The organism is Chryseobacterium endophyticum (genome assembly GCF_056333165.1).
On the sequence record NZ_JBWGXE010000002.1, the window covers coordinates 751,429 to 772,309 of the forward strand.

Annotated in this window: 21 protein-coding genes and 1 pseudogene; 15 read left to right on the top strand and 7 right to left on the bottom strand. The window is 39.3% G+C overall.

Annotation, left to right across the window (positions count from 1 at the left end; all coding sequences use genetic code 11):
• The 8 genes from AC0N32_RS07860 to AC0N32_RS07895 all read left to right on the top strand — a co-directional run bounded on the left by AC0N32_RS07860 (nt 1) and on the right by AC0N32_RS07895 (nt 8,416).
• A complete protein-coding gene (locus AC0N32_RS07860) occupies nt 1–1,416 on the top strand; it encodes a M17 family metallopeptidase (RefSeq protein ID WP_476393302.1) in 1,416 nt (471 codons plus the stop codon).
• Between the two features lie 140 nt (nt 1,417–1,556).
• On the top strand, nt 1,557–2,768 hold the full coding sequence (locus tag AC0N32_RS07865) for an ATP-grasp domain-containing protein (protein WP_476393303.1): 1,212 nt from the start codon (nt 1,557–1,559) through the stop codon (nt 2,766–2,768).
• Between the two features lie 52 nt (nt 2,769–2,820).
• A complete protein-coding gene (locus AC0N32_RS07870; protein WP_476393304.1) occupies nt 2,821–3,534 on the top strand; it encodes an alpha/beta hydrolase-fold protein in 714 nt (237 codons plus the stop codon).
• Between the two features lie 175 nt (nt 3,535–3,709).
• Nucleotides 3,710–4,663: an ATP-grasp domain-containing protein gene (locus AC0N32_RS07875; protein WP_476393305.1), complete on the top strand. Its 954-nt coding sequence runs from the start codon at nt 3,710–3,712 to the stop codon at nt 4,661–4,663.
• Nucleotides 4,664–4,686: 23 nt separating this feature from the next.
• The gene (locus AC0N32_RS07880) at nt 4,687–5,811 is read left to right on the top strand and encodes a carboxylate-amine ligase (RefSeq protein WP_476393306.1); all 1,125 of its coding nucleotides are present in this window, start codon (nt 4,687–4,689) and stop codon (nt 5,809–5,811) included.
• A gap of 26 nt (nt 5,812–5,837) precedes the next feature.
• Entirely contained in the window at nt 5,838–6,674 is an 837-nt protein-coding gene (locus AC0N32_RS07885; RefSeq protein ID WP_476393307.1) for a type 1 glutamine amidotransferase, read from the top strand.
• A gap of 80 nt (nt 6,675–6,754) precedes the next feature.
• Complete coding sequence (locus tag AC0N32_RS07890) at nt 6,755–7,939, top strand: hypothetical protein (RefSeq protein WP_476393308.1); 1,185 nt, start codon at nt 6,755–6,757, stop codon at nt 7,937–7,939.
• 18 nt (nt 7,940–7,957) lie between these two features.
• A complete protein-coding gene (locus AC0N32_RS07895; RefSeq protein ID WP_476393309.1) occupies nt 7,958–8,416 on the top strand; it encodes a hypothetical protein in 459 nt (152 codons plus the stop codon).
• A gap of 70 nt (nt 8,417–8,486) precedes the next feature.
• On the opposite strand, the gene cphA is transcribed toward AC0N32_RS07895, so the two are convergent.
• Entirely contained in the window at nt 8,487–11,114 is a 2,628-nt protein-coding gene (gene cphA / locus AC0N32_RS07900; protein WP_476393310.1) for a cyanophycin synthetase, read from the bottom strand.
• A gap of 197 nt (nt 11,115–11,311) precedes the next feature.
• Here cphA and AC0N32_RS07905 point away from each other — a divergent pair, with 197 nt between their 5' ends.
• The 4 genes from AC0N32_RS07905 (at nt 11,312) to AC0N32_RS07920 (ending at nt 14,129) form a co-directional block, all read left to right on the top strand.
• Complete coding sequence (locus tag AC0N32_RS07905; RefSeq protein ID WP_476393311.1) at nt 11,312–12,202, top strand: cyanophycinase; 891 nt, start codon at nt 11,312–11,314, stop codon at nt 12,200–12,202.
• Nucleotides 12,203–12,211: 9 nt separating this feature from the next.
• The gene (locus tag AC0N32_RS07910; RefSeq protein ID WP_476393312.1) at nt 12,212–12,928 is read left to right on the top strand and encodes a YoaK family protein; all 717 of its coding nucleotides are present in this window, start codon (nt 12,212–12,214) and stop codon (nt 12,926–12,928) included.
• Between the two features lies 1 nt (nt 12,929).
• Nucleotides 12,930–13,772 carry an isoaspartyl peptidase/L-asparaginase gene (locus tag AC0N32_RS07915; protein WP_476393313.1) on the top strand — a complete coding sequence of 281 codons (843 nt, stop codon included), beginning with the start codon at nt 12,930–12,932 and terminating at the stop codon, nt 13,770–13,772.
• 99 nt (nt 13,773–13,871) lie between these two features.
• Nucleotides 13,872–14,129, top strand: a complete 258-nt coding sequence (locus tag AC0N32_RS07920) for a YtxH domain-containing protein (RefSeq protein ID WP_476393314.1) — start codon at nt 13,872–13,874, stop codon at nt 14,127–14,129.
• A gap of 49 nt (nt 14,130–14,178) precedes the next feature.
• Here AC0N32_RS07920 and AC0N32_RS07925 read toward each other — a convergent pair whose 3' ends face one another.
• The 6 genes and pseudogenes from AC0N32_RS07925 to AC0N32_RS07950 form a co-directional block, all read right to left on the bottom strand.
• Nucleotides 14,179–14,976, bottom strand: a complete 798-nt coding sequence (locus AC0N32_RS07925) for a class I SAM-dependent methyltransferase (protein ID WP_476393315.1) — start codon at nt 14,974–14,976, stop codon at nt 14,179–14,181.
• 434 nt (nt 14,977–15,410) lie between these two features.
• Nucleotides 15,411–16,052: a GNAT family N-acetyltransferase gene (locus AC0N32_RS07930; protein ID WP_476393316.1), complete on the bottom strand. Its 642-nt coding sequence runs from the start codon at nt 16,050–16,052 to the stop codon at nt 15,411–15,413.
• Nucleotides 16,053–16,168: 116 nt separating this feature from the next.
• Nucleotides 16,169–16,477 (bottom strand): annotated as a pseudogene (locus AC0N32_RS07935) (chromate transporter); the annotation flags it as partial.
• Between the two features lie 25 nt (nt 16,478–16,502).
• Nucleotides 16,503–17,855 (bottom strand): histidine--tRNA ligase, encoded by a 1,353-nt coding sequence (gene hisS / locus AC0N32_RS07940; RefSeq protein ID WP_476393317.1) that lies wholly within the window; start codon nt 17,853–17,855, stop codon nt 16,503–16,505.
• 138 nt (nt 17,856–17,993) lie between these two features.
• Nucleotides 17,994–18,446, bottom strand: coding sequence for an HRDC domain-containing protein (locus AC0N32_RS07945; RefSeq protein ID WP_476393318.1), 453 nt, complete (start codon nt 18,444–18,446; stop codon nt 17,994–17,996).
• Nucleotides 18,447–18,459: 13 nt separating this feature from the next.
• On the bottom strand, nt 18,460–18,792 hold the full coding sequence (locus AC0N32_RS07950; RefSeq protein WP_476393319.1) for a single-stranded DNA-binding protein: 333 nt from the start codon (nt 18,790–18,792) through the stop codon (nt 18,460–18,462).
• A gap of 204 nt (nt 18,793–18,996) precedes the next feature.
• Here AC0N32_RS07950 and AC0N32_RS07955 point away from each other — a divergent pair, with 204 nt between their 5' ends.
• Genes AC0N32_RS07955 through AC0N32_RS07965 form a run of 3 tightly spaced genes read left to right on the top strand, consistent with a single transcriptional unit; the run spans nt 18,997 to nt 20,870 of the window.
• Nucleotides 18,997–19,599: an HPP family protein gene (locus AC0N32_RS07955; RefSeq protein ID WP_476393320.1), complete on the top strand. Its 603-nt coding sequence runs from the start codon at nt 18,997–18,999 to the stop codon at nt 19,597–19,599.
• 4 nt (nt 19,600–19,603) lie between these two features.
• Nucleotides 19,604–19,948 (top strand): hypothetical protein, encoded by a 345-nt coding sequence (locus AC0N32_RS07960; RefSeq protein WP_476393321.1) that lies wholly within the window; start codon nt 19,604–19,606, stop codon nt 19,946–19,948.
• A 16-nt stretch (nt 19,949–19,964) separates the two neighbouring features.
• On the top strand, nt 19,965–20,870 hold the full coding sequence (locus AC0N32_RS07965) for a TIGR01777 family oxidoreductase (protein WP_476393322.1): 906 nt from the start codon (nt 19,965–19,967) through the stop codon (nt 20,868–20,870).
• Nucleotides 20,871–20,881: the final 11 nt, after the last annotated feature.

Consider the following 20,881-nt stretch of genomic DNA (forward strand, 5'->3'; position numbering starts at 1 on the left):
ATGAAATTAGTCAATAAAAAAATTAAAAACTATACTCAGATTTTCCATCTTTTCACGGAAGAAGAATGGATCAAAACATCCGGAAATTTCAACAAAAACATCCCGGCATTTTTCAGCGGTAAAAAGTACGAGGTTTTCGTCAACGTTCAGGAAGAAGGCATTGCTTATTTCATAGGTTTGGGCAAATCAGATGTGGCTTTATTTGAAATCCAGCAGGTCGCACTGAAGTTTTCGCAGATTTACAAAGAAAAGATCGCGGCATTGCCGACACTGGTCGTAGGAGATTTTATCAATGAAAAGCAATTCGAGGAGTTTGTGAAAGGTCTTTTAATCGGCTCTTACCACTATCCTTTTGAAAAAACTCATGCATTCTGGAACGTAAAATTCGAGCTTCATTTTGAGAATGTAAGCCAAAAGAAACTGGATCATATTAACCAAAAAGCAGTAGCCATAAGCAACGGACAAATCGCATGTCAGGAATGGCTGAACAAACCGGCAAATCTTAAAAAACCGGATATGTTTAGTTTATATTTAAAAAATTTAGCCAAGAAACATGACCTGAAATATACAGTTTTCAACAGAAAAAAATGTGAGGAACTGGGATTGGGCGCTTATCTTTCGGTAAATCAGGGAAGCGCTTACGACGCCGCTTTTACCATCCTTGAATATAAAACCAACGCTAAAAATGCAAAAACCTTCGGCCTTGTAGGAAAATGTGTGCTATTTGATACCGGCGGAATTTCGTTAAAAAATCCGGACAACATGCATTATATGAAGTCGGATATGGGCGGCGCCACCGCCGTTGTAGGAACTTTGATTTATGCCGCAGAAATGCAGCTTCCGGTTAATATCATTGCCATTTTACCCATCACAGACAATGCCATTTCCGAAAATGCATTTCTTCCGAGCGATGTCATCACGGCGTACAACGGAAAAACGATCGAGGTCCTTAACACCGATGCCGAAGGAAGAATGATCCTGGCAGACGGACTTTCTTATCTCTCCAAAAACTATAAAACAGATGTCCTTATCGACATTGCCACCCTTACGGGCAGTTCTGTAAGAATGTTTGGCGACACCTGCGGAGCTCTTTTTACAAACAATAACGAACTCAAAGATACACTGATAAAAACAGGCGATAAGGTAAACCAGAGACTATGGAACTTACCGCTTTGGGAGGTATGGAAAGATGACATAAAGTCTGATGTAGCAGATATAAAAAATATCTCGATGAAACCCATCGGAGATTGTATAGTAGCGGCGAAATTTCTGGAATATTTTATCGAAGACCATCCAAAATGGGCGCACCTCGATATAGCCGGAGTAGCTTTCGGAAATGTAGGCTATGCTAAAGAGAAAGCAGCCACCGGATTTGGCGTGCAGCTGCTGGCAGATTTAATCGAAAATTATCACTAAAAATTAGTTTATTACAAAAAATCTCTGTATAATTGAACCAGAATTTTCAAAAGCACATTATTTTTATTAATTTAATATTAAATAAATAATAAAAAACCGCTTTTATTTTTGAAATTTCACTAAAAACTAAAAAACATTATATGGAGAAGAAAACAATAGTATGTATTTCGTGCTATTACAAGGGATATGATTTCATGGACGAAATGAAACATCTCGGTAATAAGGTCATTTTAATTACTTCAGAAAACCTGAAAGAAAAAAACTGGCCATGGCATGCTATCGACGAAACCTTCTACATGCACGAGCTGAAACCCTCAGTCTGGAATCTCGACCATCTTATCCAGGGATTTTCTTACCTCATGCAAACCCGAAAAGTCGATGCTGTGGTAGCCCTTGATGACTACGATGTGGAAAAAGCAGCACTGGTGCGGGAAACCTTTCGCATTCCCGGTATGGGACAAACTACGCACCGGTATTTCAGGGACAAGCTTGCCATGCGGCAAAAAGCAAAAGATTCGCATATCAGGGTTCCTGAATTCACTGCAGTCTTTAACAATGATGAGGTTAATGCATTTGCCGATCAGGTTCCGGCACCGTGGGTTTTGAAACCGCGTTCAGAAGCTTCCGCGTCAGGAATCAAAAAGCTGCATTCCAAAGAAGAACTTTGGGAAGCCCTCAATAATCTGGGAGAAGAACGTCACCTGTTCCTGCTGGAAAGCTTTAAACCCGGTGATGTATATCACATTGACAGTCTTACATTCAATAAAGAAATCGTTTTCACCGCCGTCTCAAAATACCTGGCACCTCCCATGCAGGTTTCTCATGAAGGAGGTGTTTTCAGAACTAAAACACTGGGACGGTATTCTGAAGAATTTACAGTCCTGGAAAATGCCAATGCAAAACTTTTATCCAGTTTCGGACTGATGAACGGTGCGACACATACCGAGTTTATAAAAGGTAAAGAAGACGGAAAATACTACTTCCTGGAAACCTCTTCAAGAGTGGGAGGCGCTCATATTCCTGATCTTGTGAAAGCTTCCAGCAATATCAACATCTGGAGAGAATGGGCAAAAATTGAAGATGCTCTACTGCGGGGAAAAGACTACCGGATTTCCAAACCTACAGGATATTACGCCGGATTGATCATTGCACTGATTAAAGATGAAAAAGCAGATCATACTCAATTTGAAAGCCCGGAAACAGTGAAATTTTTACCGATCGATCATCACGTCGGAATTGTGTATAAATCCAATGATCCGGCAATGATTCAGGAAAGGCTCGACCATGCCGCAGAAATCATTCACGCTGAAATGCTGAATATTCTCCCTCCGAAGAGCAAACCGACGAGCTAGCAGCCAGCAAATTAATTATCATTGATCAATCATCATCATTTATTACAAAAAAATGCCGCATATAGAACATACCGATTATTACTCACATATTTTAGGAGCAAGTATAAAAGTAGAAGTCACAGGACATTACGGATATCCGATCATTATGTTTCCGACCTCTCAGGGTCTTTATACCCAAAACCATGATTTTCATCTCAATGAAAGCATTAACTGGTTTATCGAAAAGGGAAAAATAAAGTTGTATAACATCCAGACGATCGACAGTTGGAGCTTTTACGACGAAAGCATTCCGCCGCAGCAACGGATCAGAAATTATGAAAAATATGTACAGTTTCTTATTAAGGAATTTGTACCCTACATTCAGAAAATCCATAAAACACATCGTGTTGCAGTAGCCGGAGCAAGTTTCGGCGGATACCACGCGGCTAATTTTGCCTTCAGGTTTCCGGATGTTGTCTCTCACGTATTTTGTCTTTCGGGAGCTTTCAGCATCAGGAATTTTATGGACGGATATTCTGATGATCTGGTATATTTCAATTGTCCAAGAGAGTTTGTAAAAAATGATGAAGCCTGGAAATACAGACACATGCACATTGTTTTAAGCACTTCCGATCAGGATATCTGCAGGGATAAAAATATTGAAATGGCAGAAATTCTGCGTTTAAAAGGAATAGATTTCTGGTATGACGAAAGAAAATGGATTAATCACGACTGGCCGCTTTGGAGGATGGTTTTCCCGACTTTTATCGGGGCGTTTTTCTCTTAGGAACTTTTTTGATTTAGATTGTGATTGATTTTAACGCAAAGTCCACAAAGATTTTTAACTACCAATTGCTTTTAAGTATCAGAAATAAACAACTTATGGTTACATTCAAATCAATATCAAAATCCATTTTAATTAAATTTATAATAAATAATACAAAACATTAAAAAAATACATTATGGTTAAAAAAGTCGGAATACTATTCGGAATGGAAGACACTTTTCCCTGGGCATTTATTGATAAAGTAAATGAAATCGGAAAAGGTGAAATCGTGGCAGAACCTGTAACGATAGATAAGCTCGAACAGGGAACCGATTATGGCTACGCCGTGATCATCGACAGAATTTCACAGGATGTGCCTTTTTACAGGGCTTATCTTAAAAATGCAGCGCTGAACGGAACTTATGTCATCAACAATCCTTTTTGGTGGAGTGCCGATGAAAAGTTTTTCAATAATGCTTTAATGACAAAACTCGGAATTCCTCTTCCCAAAACCGTTCTCCTTCCCTCTTTTGAAAGACCGGAAAACACTTCGGAAACTTCTTTCAGAAACCTCAAATTCCCTCATGACTGGGATTATATTTTTAACTACGTAGGATTTCCGGCTTATATGAAACCTCATGACGGTGGCGGCTGGAGAAATGTATACCGCGTAGAAAACCCGCAGGATCTCTGGGAAAAACATTCGGAAACTGAGCAGCTTGTCATGATGGTGCAGGAAGAAATTATTTTTGATGATTACTACCGGGTATATTGTTTGGGCAGAAAATATGTACATATCATGCCTTACGAGCCGAGAAACGCTCCCCATATGAGGTATGAAACCACCCATAAAACACAGGGTAAAGAATTGGAAAAACTATTGAAAACCATCCATGATTACACCATCAAAATGAATGAAGCTTTAGGCTATGATTTCAATACGGTGGAATTTGCTGTTCGCGACGGAATCCCTTATGCTATTGACTTCTGCAATCCGGCTCCGGATGCCGACAGAAATTCTGTAGGGGAAGAAAATTTTGCATGGATTGTGGAGCATGCGGCAAAGTTAGCCGTAGAAAAAGCTAAAGAATATGTTTCCGGAAAACCTAATATCGCATGGGGAAATTTTGTAAAAGATTCTATTAAATAAAAAACATAAAAACACGAAAAAAAATGCATCAGTTTACTATTGGCATCGAAGAAGAATATCAGATTATTGATGTTGAGAGCAGAGACCTGATCTCTCATGTTTCGAAAATTATCGAAGGCGGAAAAGCGGTTTTAAGCGAAAATTTAAAGCACGAAATGCACGAATCCATGATCGAAATGGAAACCGGGATCTGCCAGAACATTCAGGAAGCCAGAGCAGAATTAACCAATCTCAGAAGACATCTCATTAAGACCGCCCACGAACAGGGATTGCGCGTCTCCGGTGGTGGAACACATCCCTTTTCCAACTGGGAGCACAATACCATTACCGACGGCGAACGCTATCATAAAATCGTAGACGACATGGGTGATGTCGCACGCGGAAATTTGATTTTTGGACTTCACGTTCATATCGGAATTCCAAACCGTGAAGAAGGTGTAAGAATCCAGAATGTGATGAGGTATTTTCTTCCCCACGTGTATGCCCTGTCTACCAACTCTCCTTTCTGGATCGGCAGAAATACAGGATTTAAATCTTACCGGCAGGAAATTTTCGTAAAATTCCCAAGAACCGGAATTCCCAGTTTCTTCAATTCCCTTGCCGAATTCGACAGCTATGTCGACCTTTTGGTAAAAACGGGAACCATAGACAATGCCAAAAAAATATGGTGGGATCTTCGGGTGCACCCGTTCTATCCTACCATCGAGTTCAGGATTTGTGATATGCCTTTAAGAATCGATGAGACGGTTTGCCTTGCTGCCATCATGCAGTCACTGGTTGCAAAAATCTATAAGCTGCACCAGCAGAATTTAAGTTTCAGAAGCTACCGAAGATTACTGCTCAACGAAAATAAATGGCGAGCCTCAAAAAGCGGAATTGAAGCTCATCTTATCGATTTTGGGAAAGAAGAATCTGTTCCGTATCCTGATCTTTTGAAAGAACTTCTGGAATTCATTGATGATGTGGTGGATGATTTAGGTTGCCGTAGTGAAGTAGAATATGCCTGGAAAATACTGGAACACGGAACAGGTGCCGACCGACAGCTTAAAATTTTCAATGAAACAGGTGATCTGACGAAAGTCGTTGACTATATGATCTCCGAAACGGAATATGGCATCACCCACGGTGAACCGCTTCACAATTTGTAATACATTTGTACAAAATATGAAGTAGCATGAAAGAGATCCGAATTGCTTTGCTGGATATGAACAACAACCAGATCAACCAGGGATTTAAAAATATAAAAGAAATCGCCGAAGCTTTCAAACAAAGCTGCCACGAGGAAAATGTAACCATCACCACGTTTGATGTGAGGTTTAAAAATGAAATTCCGGATGTTGAAGACTTCGACATTTTTATTTCTTCCGGAGGACCGGGGAATCCTCACAGAGAAGGATTTGAGTGGGAAGAGCAATTCAGCGGATTCCTGGATTCGGTGTTTGAACATAATAAATCCAGTTCCAATAAAAAATACCTTTTCCTGATCTGCCATTCTTTCCAGCTGGCCAGCATTCACTGGAAACTGGGCAATATATGTAAAAGAAAATCATACTCTTTCGGAGTAATGCCGGTGCATAAAACAGAAGAAGGCGAGCAGGAGTTTTTATTTAAAAATCTTCCGAACCCCTTCTACGCCGTTGATTCGCGGGCTTATCAATTCATAGAGCCGGATCATCATCGTTTCGAGGAATTGGGAATGCAAATCACGGCAATTGAAAAATTCAGGCCTCACGTTGATCTTGAAAGAGCAGTCATGGCTGTTCGCTTTTCTGAGGAAATATTTGGTACGCAGTTTCACCCCGAAGCCAATCCCGAAGGAATCATTGAAAATCTTAAGGACGAAAAAAACAAATTGGCCATGATCGAGAATTTCGGAATGGAAAAATACCTGGAAACCATCGACAGAATTGATGATGATGATAAAATCATTCTTACGCAATCGCAGATTCTTCCCCGGTTTTTCGACTTTGCAAAACAAAATATCGTGTATCAAACTGATACTGTAATTTAAATTTGATAATTACATTTTACCATATATTATTTTAATCGGGTCAGATTACCCGATTTTTTAAATCACAAAGAAAAATATTTATGATTCCTAAATACCGAAAACAGTTTAACCACGATTTTTCACAGGAAAAGTATGGTCTCCTGAAAGAATATTTAAAGCAAAAAAGCGGTCTGGAACCTGTGTTCAGGATTTCCGAAAGTCCGATTTTCCTGACCAAAGAATTTGAATCCAAATTGTTAGATGCAAGTGAAAGCATTATTGATCAGATTAAAGCTCTCCCTCCGGATATTTTACAAAAGGCTATTCCTGATAATTGCAGAGTCCCTAATGACACGGAAAAACCTCATTTTTTTACGATAGATTTCGGGATCTGCAGAAATGCAAACGGTGAAATAGAACCGCAGCTGATTGAACTTCAGGCCTTCCCTTCGCTCTATGCTTTTCAGAAGGTTTTTGAAGATACGTTCTGTGAAGTATATCCTTTTCTTTCGGAGATCAGGAATACGATGAAGCATGAAACCTTTAAAAATCATTTGAAAGAATTGATTGTCGGCAACGAAAACCCTGAAAATGTTATTCTTCTTGAAATTTATCCCGAAAAACAGAAAACTGCCATTGACTTCGTTTTCACCGAACAATTGCTGGGCATTAAAACCGTTTGCCTGACTAAAGTAAAAAAAGAAGGTAAAAAATTATTCTATGATAACAACGGAACTTTGACAGAGATCAAAAGGATTTACAACCGTGTCATTTTCGATGAACTGGACAGAATCCCGGACCTGAAAACGGAATTTGATTTCCGTGAAGACATTGATATCACCTGGGTAACGCATCCGAACTGGTTCTTTAAAATTTCTAAGTTCCTCTTGCCACTTTTACAGCATCAGTTTGTTCCGAAAAGTTATTTTCTGAACGAATTCCCCGAAGATGAAAACCTCGGCAATTTTGTACTGAAGCCTTTATTTTCCTTCGCCGGAAGCGGAGTGAATTTAAATCCCACCAAAGAAGTTACAGAAGCTATTGAAGACAAGGAAAACTATATTTTGCAGCGGAAAGTGCAGTACGAACCGGTTTTTGAAGATATTCACGGATATTTTTCCAAAGCGGAGATCAGATTATTGTATATTTGGAGCGAAAATGACGAACGTCCCATCCTGCTGGAAAACCTTTGTCGGATGACCAAAGCGGCCATGGTAAATGTCGATTTCAATAAGAAAGATGCCATCTGGATCGGAAGCTCGAATGCTTTTTTTGCAGAGGAATAATTTTAAAACTAATATACAATGAATGAAACTTCAGCTTTTGAAGATTTTGAAAAGAAAGCAAATTTTACACGAAGAAGAAATCTTTTACCGGTATGGATCAAAATCTTTGTTTGGTTTTTTATGATCGGAGGAACAATATCCGCTTTGCTTCTTGGAATCGGACCTTTTGTAAGAGAATTTAAAACTTCGATTTACGGAATTGAAGCAACACATACTTATACTTTTTACGGACTATTAACAAGTTGCTTACTCATCTATAAAGGAATTGTAGCCTACGGGCTTTGGTTTGAACAAAAATGGGCTCCGCAAGCTGCTATTGTTGATGCCATCGTCGGTATTGCAGTATGTACTATCATGATGATTACACCATTTATATCACCTGATACGAATTCTTTCACCCTGCGGTTAGAGCTGATTCCCTTGTATTTTTATCTGGTTAAAATGCGTGAGATAAAACAGCTTTGGGAAAATTTATAAAATAACTTTAATATTAAAAAAATTTTCGGCGGCATCTTTGATGCCGCCGAAAGTTTTTTAATCCTATAAATTAAATCTTATCATCTTCCAGAAGCTCTCTTGTCTGGTAATCCTGAACCAGATCAATAGCATTGGAAATAACGTCGCTTAAAGCGGTGATAAACGTCCCTTCTTCAGCCATTCCCATCGCATGTTTCAGGGCTTCGATTTCTTTGGGGATGATCTCATAACTTACATCTTTTCCTGATGATTGCATGCCTTCGATAATGAGTCCGTTGATCTCATCTTCCGTTCTCCCGCGGAGATGTTTCTCATTTCTTATAATGATATGGTCGAACATTCTTCCCGCAATTTTTCCACATTCCCTGATATCGCTGTCTCTGCGGTCACCTACCCCAGAAATGATCCCGATCTTTTTCGTCGCTTCCACATTTTTAAGGTAATCCTCAATCGCTTCGTACCCTGATGGATTATGGGCGAAGTCAATTAAGACCTTGAAATTTTTGAATTTAAAAACATTCAGCCTTCCGGGCGTAAGCTGTGCACTTGGAATAAAAGTCCTTAAAGAATTAGAAATATCTTCAATTCCGAATCCGTAGAGATAACAGGCAAGACTTGCAGCAAGTACATTTTCAATCATAAATTTAGCCTTTCCTTCCATAGTAATCGGGAAATCTTTGGCTTTACCAATCCTTATCTTCCAGTCGCCTTTTTTGATGGTGACAAATCCTTCTTCGTAAACACAGGTAATCCTTCCCTCCTTGGCAAATTTTTGAATATGCCTGTTGTTTTCATTCATACTGAAGATGGCAACATGGCTATCCAGATCATTGATGATCTTCATGGAATATTCATTGTCGGCATTCAAAATGCTCCATCCGCTTTTCTTCACACTGTCGAGGACAACTCTTTTCACACGGGTAAGATCTCTGAGGTTATGGATATCGTTCATTCCGAGATGATCTTCTTCAATATTGGTTAAAACCCCGATATCGCACTGCGAAAAGCCCAGTCCGGAACGTAGAATTCCCCCTCTGGCAGTTTCCAGCACGGCAAATTCTACCGTCGGATCTTTTAAAATAAATTCAGCCGAAAGAGGTCCTGTTGTATCCCCTTTCGTCAGCATCGTATTCTGAATATAAATCCCGTCAGAAGTCGTAAAGCCAACCCTATAGCCATTGCTTTTTACAATATGGGAAATCAGTCTGGTAGTGGTGGTTTTGCCATTGGTGCCTGTCACCGCAATGATCGGAATGGTAAACGGTTTGCCTGGTGGATACAACATATCAACAACCGGAGCGGCCACATTTCTCGGTAAGCCTTCGCTTGGAGCCAAATGCATCCTGAAACCCGGCGCGGCATTTACTTCAATGATGGCACCTCCGCTTTCCTTCAACGGCTGCGTAAGGTTTTCAGCCATAATATCGATCCCGCAGACATCAAGACCAATAATTTTTGATATTCTTTCTGCCATTGTGATATTTTCCGGATGAACCATATCTGTAACATCAATCGAAGTTCCTCCCGTTGAGAGATTGGCCGTCGACTTCAGATAAACGACCTCTCCTCGCTGAGGAATTGTCTGCAATGTATAATTCAGTTTTTCAAGAAGCTCGGTCGTATCTTTATCAACTTCAATTTCGGTTAAAACATTTTCATGACCGTAGCCTCTTCTCGGATCTCTATTTTCCTTTTCAATGAGTTGCTCGAGATTCAGCTCTCCATCACCCACAACGTGCGCAGGAACTCTCCTTGCAGCAGCCACCATTTTATTATTAATGACAAGAACCCTGAAATCATACCCTGTAATATATTTTTCAACAATTACTTTTTTTGAATATTTCTGTGCATGCTCAAGTCCTGTTTTTGCAGATTCCCAGTCAGTAACATTGATGGAAGAGCCTTTTCCGTGATTTCCGTCCAAAGGTTTAATCACCACCGGATATCCTATTTTCCTGACCACACTGTCAAGACCTTCTTCATCCATGATCAGATCTCCGATGGGTACCGGTATCGCAGCGTCATGCAGCATTCTTTTCGTTAACTCTTTATTACAGGCAATATCTACGGCAATAGAGCTTGTTTTCCCTGTAATGGTCGCCTGGAATCTCTGCTGATTTACTCCATAGCCGAGCTGCACCAGAGAATTCGTCCCCAAACGGATCCATGGGATTTTCCTTGAAACCGCTTCCTCAACGATACTTCCCGTAGAAGGACCTAGACGTACTCTTTCACGAATCTCTTTAAGCTTCTGAATACAGGCATTGATATCATAGTTATCCCCATCGATCAGGGCCTGTGCAATTCTTACAGATTCTTCGGCTGCATAAATTCCTGCATTTTCTTCAATATAATTAAATACTACATTGTAAACACCCGGAGTTTTGGTCTCCCTGGTTCTTCCGAAACCCACATCCATCCCTGCCAGAGTCTGAATCTCCAGGGCAATATGCTCAATAACGTGTCCCATCCAGGTTCCTGTTTCTATACGATGAAAAAATCCTCCTTCCACACCTTCGGAACATCTGTGGGTAAACAAAGAAGGCAGCAATTTTTCGATCCTTTCTCTAAACCCGTTGATCTTATTGGTAGGAAAATTTTCCATCTCTTCCAGATCCAACCTCATCTGTATCAGCTTCTTTCTTCTGATACTCCAAATATTCGGGCCGCGCAATGCCTGTATCTTTTCAATTTTCATAGTCTATTTGCATTTTTAATAGTTAACAATAACTGCATTTAAAATCAAAGATAATGCAAAACCCCAAACAAAACTATACCACGTTTGAATATTTACTAAAAATAAACGAGATTTTTTTGCCATTCTAAAATCCTCAAAATCAATTTTATGGACCTTGAATTTTCCCACCTGTTAATTATTTTTTAAATTTGCACCCTATGACGAAACCTGTTGGAAAATTAATTGTAATCGGTGGTGCTGTAAACAAAGGAAGTTTTGCCGAAACCGATTTTGATCAGAATATCGAAAAAAACCTGAATTTTTTTGAGCGAGGAATCCTTAGAAAAATCATCAATGAGTCTAAGCATAAGGAAGATTCTGTCATTGAAATTATTACGACAGCCTCACAGATTCCACAGATCGTAGGCTCAGAATATAAAAAAGCTTTTGAATTTTTAGGTGCCAAAAATGTAAACATCCTGGATATTCACAATCGCGAAGAGGCCAACTCTGATCCGATTGTAGCCAGGGCAAATGCCGCAGATGTTGTCATGTTCACCGGAGGAGACCAGCTGAGGCTGACTTCTATTCTGGGGGGAACCAGATTCCATGATACGATTCTGCTGAAATATCAGGAACAGGACTTTATTTATTCAGGCACTTCTGCCGGAGCAGCCGCAGCTTCCGAAAATATGATTTACCAGGGAAGCAGTTCTGAAGCCTTGCTGAAAGGGGAAATTAAAACTACACAGGGCTTGGGCCTTATTGATAATGTAATCATCGATACCCATTTTGTACAACGCGGAAGAATCGGGAGACTATTCCAGGCGGTAGTCAACAATCCCAGAACACTCGGAATCGGGCTTGGTGAAGACACCGGGCTTTTTATTCACGATGATGTCATGACAGCAGTCGGTTCCGGGCTTGTTATCCTTGTGGACGGAAGATTCATTAAAGATACCAACCTTACCAATATCAATCTTGGGGAGCCTATTTCTATCGACAATCTTACAGTACACGTAATGTCTATGAACGACCATTATGATCTTACCACAAAAACCCTGACGATCGAGAATTCACAATTTAATCCGATTCCTCAGGACAAATAATCACCAAACATGTTCAGACACAAAGGCAGGACAAGAACATATTATCACAATCTACGCATTGCCTGCTTACTGTCTTTTGTTGCCGGGATCGTAAATGTAGCGGGTTATTTATCCGTTCAGACCCTTACCACAAATGTTACAGGTCATTTCGCTTTTTTTATTGATGAAGTCTTTAATCTGAGATTCTGGAAAGGGATGATATTCTTTCTCTACATCCTCTTTTTCTTTTTCGGATCTTTTGTTTCCAATTTTATCACGGAAATCGCTTCAAGGAAAAACAGCAAATACCTTTACATTATCCCGACGCTGATTGAGTGCACCCTTTTGTTAGGCGCAGGCATCTGGGGGAATTATTTTATTAAATACAATCCTGTCTTACTGTCATTCATTCTTCTGTTTGCCATGGGTCTTCAGAATTCCCTGGTGACTACTATTTCCAATGCAACAGTGAGAACAACGCATCTTACCGGATTGTTTACAGACCTTGGAATTGAGCTTTCACAGCTTTTCTTTTACCGGGAAGGAGATCAGAGGAAAAAACTTGTTTCATCCATAAAGCTCAGGATTTCCATCATCAGTTTTTTCTTTCTGGGAGGCATCACGGGAGGCATCCTTTATGGTCTGATCAGTTTAAAAATACTGATCCTGGCTGCGTTCACATTACTGGCGGGAATCATATATGATTTTATAAAAATTGGCTATCTTGTCTACAAAAAACAACATTAAAATGAAGGTAATAATTCACGGCGGATTTTTCTCTGAAAGTGATCAGAGTCATGAAGTAAAAACGGCAAAACAAGAATCTCTGAAAAATATTGTAAAAAAAGCTTTTGATTATTTACAGGACCATTCAGCGTTTGATACGGCTGCATTTGCTGTTTCACTCCTTGAAGATGACGAACTGTACAATGCCGGAACAGGTTCTCAGATCCAGAGTGACGGTGTGATCAGGATGAGTGCAGCCATCATGGACGGAGAAACTGAAAAAATGAGTGGTGTCATCAATATCCAGGACGTGAAAAATCCGATTTTTGTGGCCAAAGCACTGATGAAAGAAGATGACCGCGTCTTAGGAGGAGGCGGAGCGAAAAAATACGCCGATGAACATGGATTTGAAAACTTTTCCACAGAAATTCCGAAAAGAAGGGAAGAATACGAAGCAAAATTGAAGAATGGCGGTAAAGGTACAGTCGGTTGTGTCGTTATTGATAAAGAAGGTAAATTAGCCGTTGCCACTTCCACCGGCGGAAAAGGATTTGAAATTCCCGGCAGGATATCAGATTCGGCTACTGTTGCCGGTAATTATGCCAATGCTTCTTGTGCAGTAAGCTGTACCGGTGTCGGTGAAGATATCGTAAGCAATGCTACAGCAGCAAAAATCGTTACAAGAGTGACCGATGGAATGCCTATTGAGAAGGCTTTTGACAAAACATTTGAGGAACTGAAAGTGATCGACGGATTTGCAGGTGCAATCGCTATTGATAACCATGGAAATATATTCCACCGTGACTCCCATCCTACCATGGTTTTTGCAAGTTTCGACGGAGAAAATTTAGAAACTTTCAATTAATTTTAACATTATTTTATACTTCTGATATTTTTTTTGGCACGTATTTTACATGATTGTTAATAACAAAATTTTAATATTAACACTTAAAAAATAGAAATCATGGGAAATAAGACAAAAGGTTTATTAGCATTAGTTGGTCTTGGCGCTTTAGCATATTGGAAATACAAAAACTCAAGTCCTGAGCAAAAACAAATCGTAAAAGATAAAATAAACAATGCAAAGGATAACCTAAACAAATGGGGAAATGATCTTAAAGACAAAGCTAATAACGTTGCTTCCCAGGTTCAAGACAAAGCAGATGAATTCAAAAACAAAGCACAGGATACTGTAAATAAAGCACAGGAAACTGTAAGCTAAGACTAGTTATTTTAACATTCATATATTCAGAAAAGTCATCGTAATTTTGTTACGATGACTTTTTTATTGCTTCTATAGCAAACACCAAAGGGATTTTATTTCCAAACTGTGGAATTCTCCATTTTCCTTTTTCAAATTCCTCTACATGCCTGAAACAAGGATATGGAGACCAGTCGAATTCATTGAAACGCTCCAGAGAAATCCCGTTATTCAGTAATCCCTGGAGTACTTCTGCCAGAGAATGATTCCACATTACATATTGCTGGACTATATCGGCAGACTGGTCTGCATAAGTCCCTTCATAGGTCTCAACAATAGGTTTTTCATTAAAGTAATTATACTTCACTCCTTCAAAATCATCATCAAACATCCATATTACCGGATGAAATTCTGCCATGACAAATTTTCCCTCTGATTTTAAGAAATGAGAAACTACCTTCGCCCACCGATCAAGATCAGGAAGCCATCCGATTGTACCATAACTGGTAAAGACAACATCAAATTTCCGGTCGAGAACATCCGGAAGCTCGTACAGATCCGTACAGATAAACTGAGTATCCGTTCCACATTTTGCAGCCAGTTCCTCAGCAGCAGCAATTGCTTTATCCGAGAGATCAACTCCCGTCACCTTTGCCCCCAGCCTTGATAAGGAAATAGAATCCTGCCCGAAATGACATTGCAGATGAAGAACGCTTTTGTCCTTAAGGTCTCCCAAAAGCTCAAGTTCAATAGAATTCAGAGAGGTCCTGCCTTCCAGGAATTCATTCACAAAATAAAAATCCGATTTCAGATGAGTCTCTACTTTGGCATTCCAGGAGTTTTTGTTTATTTCCAGATAGTTTTCCATGGCTGATATTTTTCCAAAAATATAAAAATAAATTTACACCAATAATACACTATTACAGTCGGGAAATTACAAACCGATAATTATTTTTTCGAACTAAATATTACAGCCTGACATCATTTAAAGTTATATTTAATCAACGCAAAAGTATATTCTTCCGATGTAAAAGTATATTCTTGCTATACAGATTAATATTTTAGCGATCCAAAAGTATATTGGCACACCGCAAACTTATATTTTAGCAATGTAAAAGTATATTTTGGCGATGCAGATTAATATTTTAGCGATGTAAAAGTATATTGGCGTATCCCAAAGTTGTATTTGAGCAATGTAAAAGTATATTCTTGGAGTGTAAAATAATATTTTTGTTTATATGAACTCTCAAATGCTTTACACAGGTTAAATCAAAAGCTCACTCTTTCAATATAAAATTTAGTTTATTCTCTTTCGATTACAATAGAAGTATAAAAACTGTACAGCTTCCAGCCTAATAATTCGTATAATTTTTTGCCTTGCTCGGTGGCCACCAAAAAATTATTGGAAAAACCTTTTGACAGTGCTACTTTTTCAAGCTCTTTCATTAAAAAACCTGCCAGTCCTTTTCTTCGATGATCTTTTTCCGTAAAAATTCTGTCATAAACAGCAAGATCATCTACAAATACAATACGGCCCGATGAGGCTATATTATTATTTTCCATAATGTTGACCAAAAGAGTGGATTCATAATATTTGTATTCGAATCTGTATTCATCCGGAAGATTTTTATCTGAGAATTTCATAGGAGAAGAGCAGTACATCATATATCCCTGTGGCTGCAATACCCATCTTTCCGGGATTCTGTCTTTAAATTCATCAAAAAGCGCACATACTTTTAGAAAAACCCAAGGCTGATTAATTGTTTCTGCCAATTCAAAAAAATCATCATTACAGCTGGGAAATACATAGCGTTTCCTTTGTTTTTCCTCCCCTACATCAACCATCAATCCTGATTTATAGCGTACAGGCAATGGCAACTGTCGTGACAACGACCAAGCTTTAAGCCATTTTTCAATAACGTCTGATGAAACGTGTCCGTCCATAAAATTAATTTATATAAAGCTCAGCAGATATCCCATTCCTGAGCCCAGCACAACGATAAGGGCACTATTGATTTTCCTGAATCCAAAGCTTAGAAAAAGACAGACAACTTCAATTCTTTATAAAGCCAGGCAAAAATACCTGTCATAAAAACTGCAGGAAGAATAAAACAAACTCCTGCAGTCATTAATCCTTTCCACCCTGCTTTTTCTCTGCCAATATGGATGGCCATTTCCGTGCTGTTGGGACCGGGAATTAAATTGGTTGCCCCTACCAGATCCAAAAAATGCTGCTGACTAAGCCATTTTCTTTTGGTGACAACTTCGTCCTGCATCATTGAAATATGTGCAGCCGGCCCTCCGAAACCTATGACTCCAAGCTTGAGAAAAAGTTTGGCTATTTCTTTTAAGTCTTCTGTATTTTTCATGGCATTACAGAATTCTAAAATGGTATTATTTATTTAAAAACTCTTCCAAACTCACCGTCTTCTGCTCTCCGGCTTCAAGATCTTTATAAGTTACATTTCCGTTTTTGATTTCTTCTTCGCCAAGGAAAACAAGATTTCTGATCCCTTTTTTCTCAGCATACGTAAACTGCTTACCGATCTTCGCCGATTCAGGATAAAGTTCGGCAGAAATTCCTTTTTCTCTTAATTGCTTTATCAATTTTAAAGCTTCCAACGTTTCGTCACCACCAAAATTGGCAAACAGGTACTCCACTTTCGAGGTCGCTTCTTCGGGGAACAGTTCCAGTTCTTCCATTACCAGGTAAATCCTGTCAAGGCCAAAAGAAATCCCGATACCCGGAATATTTTTCACTCCGAAAACTTCGGTAAGATTATCATACCGTCCACCGCCGCCAATGGATCCCATCTGAACTTCATCCGCTTTTACTTCGAAAATAGCACCTGTATAATAATCCAAACCTCTGGCAAGCGTGATATCAAATACCAGATTCTGAATATTGACTCCCAAATTCAATGATTGGGTAATAACAAACTCCAGCTCTTCAACCCCTTTCAGCCCGGTTTCATTCCCTGCAAATTTTTCTTTCAGCTGAAGCAGGTTTTCTAAAGCATCTTCCGACTGGGCAAATAGGAAATCCAGTTTATCAATGGATTCCTGGGCAATTTCTCTTTCCAGCAATTCCTTTACCACTCCTTCTTTACCGATTTTATCCAACTTATCGAGTGCAACCGTAAAATCAATCAGCTTATCGGTAATTCCTGCATATTCGGCTAATCCGGAAAGTATTTTGCGGTTGTTGATATGAATCGTCACAGAAACACCGAGCTCTGCAAATGATTTTAAATACAATTGAACCAAATCTACCTCCTGTAAAAGACTCTCACTGCCCACGACATCCGCATCACACTGATAAAACTCTCTGAATCTTCCTTTCTGCGGACGGTCGGCCCTCCAAACCGGCTGGATTTGATATCTTTTAAAAGGAAAAGTCAGCTGATTGTGGTTCATCGCTACAAATCTGGCAAAAGGTACGGTAAGATCGTAGCGCAGGGCTTTATCTGAGATCTGTGAGGTCAGTTTCTGATGACTTTTATTCTCCCAATCTTCAGAATTGACTTTCGAAGTATAATCTCCAGAATTTAAAATCTTAAAGATCAGACGGTCACCTTCCTCTCCGTATTTCCCCGTTAATGTCGAAAGATTTTCAAAGCTTGGGGTCTCCAATGGCTGGAACCCGAATAACTCGAAGTTTTTCTGTAAGATATTAATGATAAATCTTCTTCTTGCAACTTCCGATGCTGTAAAATCTCTCGTCCCTTTTGCTAAACCTGGTTTCATTTTATAATTGATAAATGATGATTAATGTATATGTGCTGCAAAAATAAGCAATTGAACTGACTTAAGCTAAATCGAAAGCCGAAGAAGACGATCTTCTTCAGCTTAGGATTTATCCATCATTTGTGTTTTTGCCTCAGGTCATATACTCTCAAGGATTTCCAGGATTTCCTCACCATAATTTTCGATCTTATGCTTCCCGAAACCTTTGATATCCAGCAGCTCTTCTTTTCTTGCAGGTTTGTATTTTGCTACAGATAAAAGTTCTTTGTTGGTTGCAATAAAATATGTCGGAAGATTCTGGGCTCGTGCCTTCTCGGATCGCCATTCCTTGAGAGCACTGAGAATTTTCTCTTCATCATGATTCAGCAACTCATTTTCAGCGGAATATTTCATCTGTTTTGGTTCTTTAACGGTGTTTGCAGTAATTTTCTGTTCATCAAAATACAATATCACCGACCAGTAGTTATCATCATTTACAAAAGCTGTTTCCACTTTTACGATCTGATGAGATTCAAGGAAATCATCAAGGCTGTGCTGATCATGCTGCAGAAATTCCTGCTGCAGCCTGATCTTAAAAACTTTTACTTTCATCACCTGTGATTTATTATTTTCCGCCAAGAAGCAGAATTTCCTCTACTTTGATCTCGGTAATATATCTTTTAACCCCGTCTTTATCATCATACGATCTGTAGGTAAGCTTTCCTTCCACGGCAATTTCTTTTCCTTTCGGAACATATTTCTGAAAGATCTCGGCGGCTTTCCCGAAAGCGATCAGGTTGTGCCACTGTGTTTCTTCCACCTTTTCACCTTTTGCATTCGTGTAATAATCGTTGGTGGCAAGCGATACTACTGCTTTTGCATTTCCGTTTTCGAAGTTTACCATTTCAACTTCTTTTCCTGTGTAACCGATTAATGTTACTCTGTTTCTTAGTGACATAATTTTTATTTTTTTAAGATTAAATACTAAATCTGAGACGTTCACTGTTTTCTCAAATCTCTGTTGCAAAGATTGCGGAAGCCTAAAAATCAAGCCGGTATGAAACTATTTAAATTCATTTGTAGTCGTTTGAAAACGAATAGAGACATTCAGTCAAAAAAATATATCCGTTTGAAAACGGATAATTGCTTACCTTTGATCTATATGAAGAAAACGATTAAAAGAACATTGAGGGTTTCAAAATATGTGATCTACAAGGAAACACTGGTAGATTACAAAGAACATTTCTGGTCTTTTCTGGGCGCATTTTTCGGAATCGGAATTATTGCCTTCATCCAGTCGCATTCTTTATCACATACCGAAAATATTTTTCTCATCGGATCCTTCGGAGCATCCAGTGTATTAATCTACGGCGCGATCCAGAGTCCGCTCGCACAGCCCCGGAATCTTGTGGGAGGCCATGTGCTCTCAGCCCTGGTAGGCGTGACCGTCTATAAAATCGTTCCCGATATCATCTGGCTTTCGGCACCTCTTGCAGTGGCTTTCTCTATCGTACTGATGCAGTATACCAAAACCCTGCATCCTCCGGGTGGTGCTACAGCGCTGATTGCAGTAAGTTCCACCGGAAAAATTCCCGAGCTGGGATTCTGGTATGTATTATCACCGGTTCTCTCCGGATGCCTTATCCTATTATTAACAGCACTTTTCTTCAATAATATCACTCCCAACAGAAGCTATCCCACACACACCAGATTCAAGAGGCTGCTGAAGAAAAAACATGCTCATCCACACAAACTGAAAAAATAAATTTATGAATTGTCTCGAATGCGGCGAAAAGATCATCGGAAGATCAGACAAAAAGTTCTGCAACGATGCCTGCCGAAACGCTTACAACAACAAACAGAACAAAGATTCCAACAATTTCATGCGTAATGTCAACAACAAGCTGCGCAGGAATTACAGGATCCTCACGGAAGTAAATACCGAAGGCAAAACGAAAGTGCTCCGGTCAAAGCTTGATGGCTTAGGTTTTGATTTTGACTATTTTACAAATATCAAAGTGTATAAAAACGGTTCGGAATATAAATTTATCTACGACTACGGATACAAAATCTTAGACGATGATTTTGTCCTGATCGTTAAAAACCAGTTGTAAATCAAAGCAATATTTAATGAAAGACATTATACTGATCACCGGAGCAAGCGGGCTTATTGCTAAAGAACTTTCAAAAAGGCTTGAGAAAAACTATACGGTTCGTTTCTTAACCCGAAATAAAAAGTATGATAACGAATTCGAATGGAATATCAAAGAGCAGACTATCGATGAGGCAGCATTGGAAGGCGTTACCCATATCATTCATCTTGCGGGTGCCAATATTTCCGAGAAACGATGGACAGAAGATCGCAAAAAAGAACTTATCGCCAGCAGAGTCGATTCCGCAGCACTGCTTTCGGCAACATTAAAAAAGAAAAACATTAGATTAAAGTCTTTCATATCTGCTTCCGGAATAAATTACTACGGAACCAAAAGCACAGAGAAGATTTTTAATGAAAACGATGATCCCGGAAGTGATTTCTTAAGCAAAGTTGTTATTTTATGGGAAAAAGCTGCCGACCAGTTCAGGGAAAACAATCTTGCCGAAAGGGTGGTTAAAATCCGTACTGCGGTGGTCCTTTCTGAGAAGGATGGTGCTTTGAAGAAAATGCTGCCGACCATTCGTATGGGCATCGGGTCGCCTTTGGGAACAGGGAAGCAATACATGCCTTGGATTCATATTGAAGATATCTGCGGAATTTACGAATACGCTTTACAAAACAACGATATGAACGGTGCTTTCAATGCTGTTTCACCCCAACATACGACGAATAAGAACCTGACAGAAAAAATTGCGGAGGTACTCAAAAAACCGCTTTTTATGCCTAACGTTCCGGGGTTTGTTTTAAAACTGATCTTCGGCGAACTGGCAGACGCTCTTTTGGAAGGCTCCAGAGCATCCTCAGACAAAATTCAGAAAGCTGGTTTTCATTTTCAATATCCGGATTTAAAGAAGGCTTTGGAAAATTTATTACATCGATAACAAGACAATTC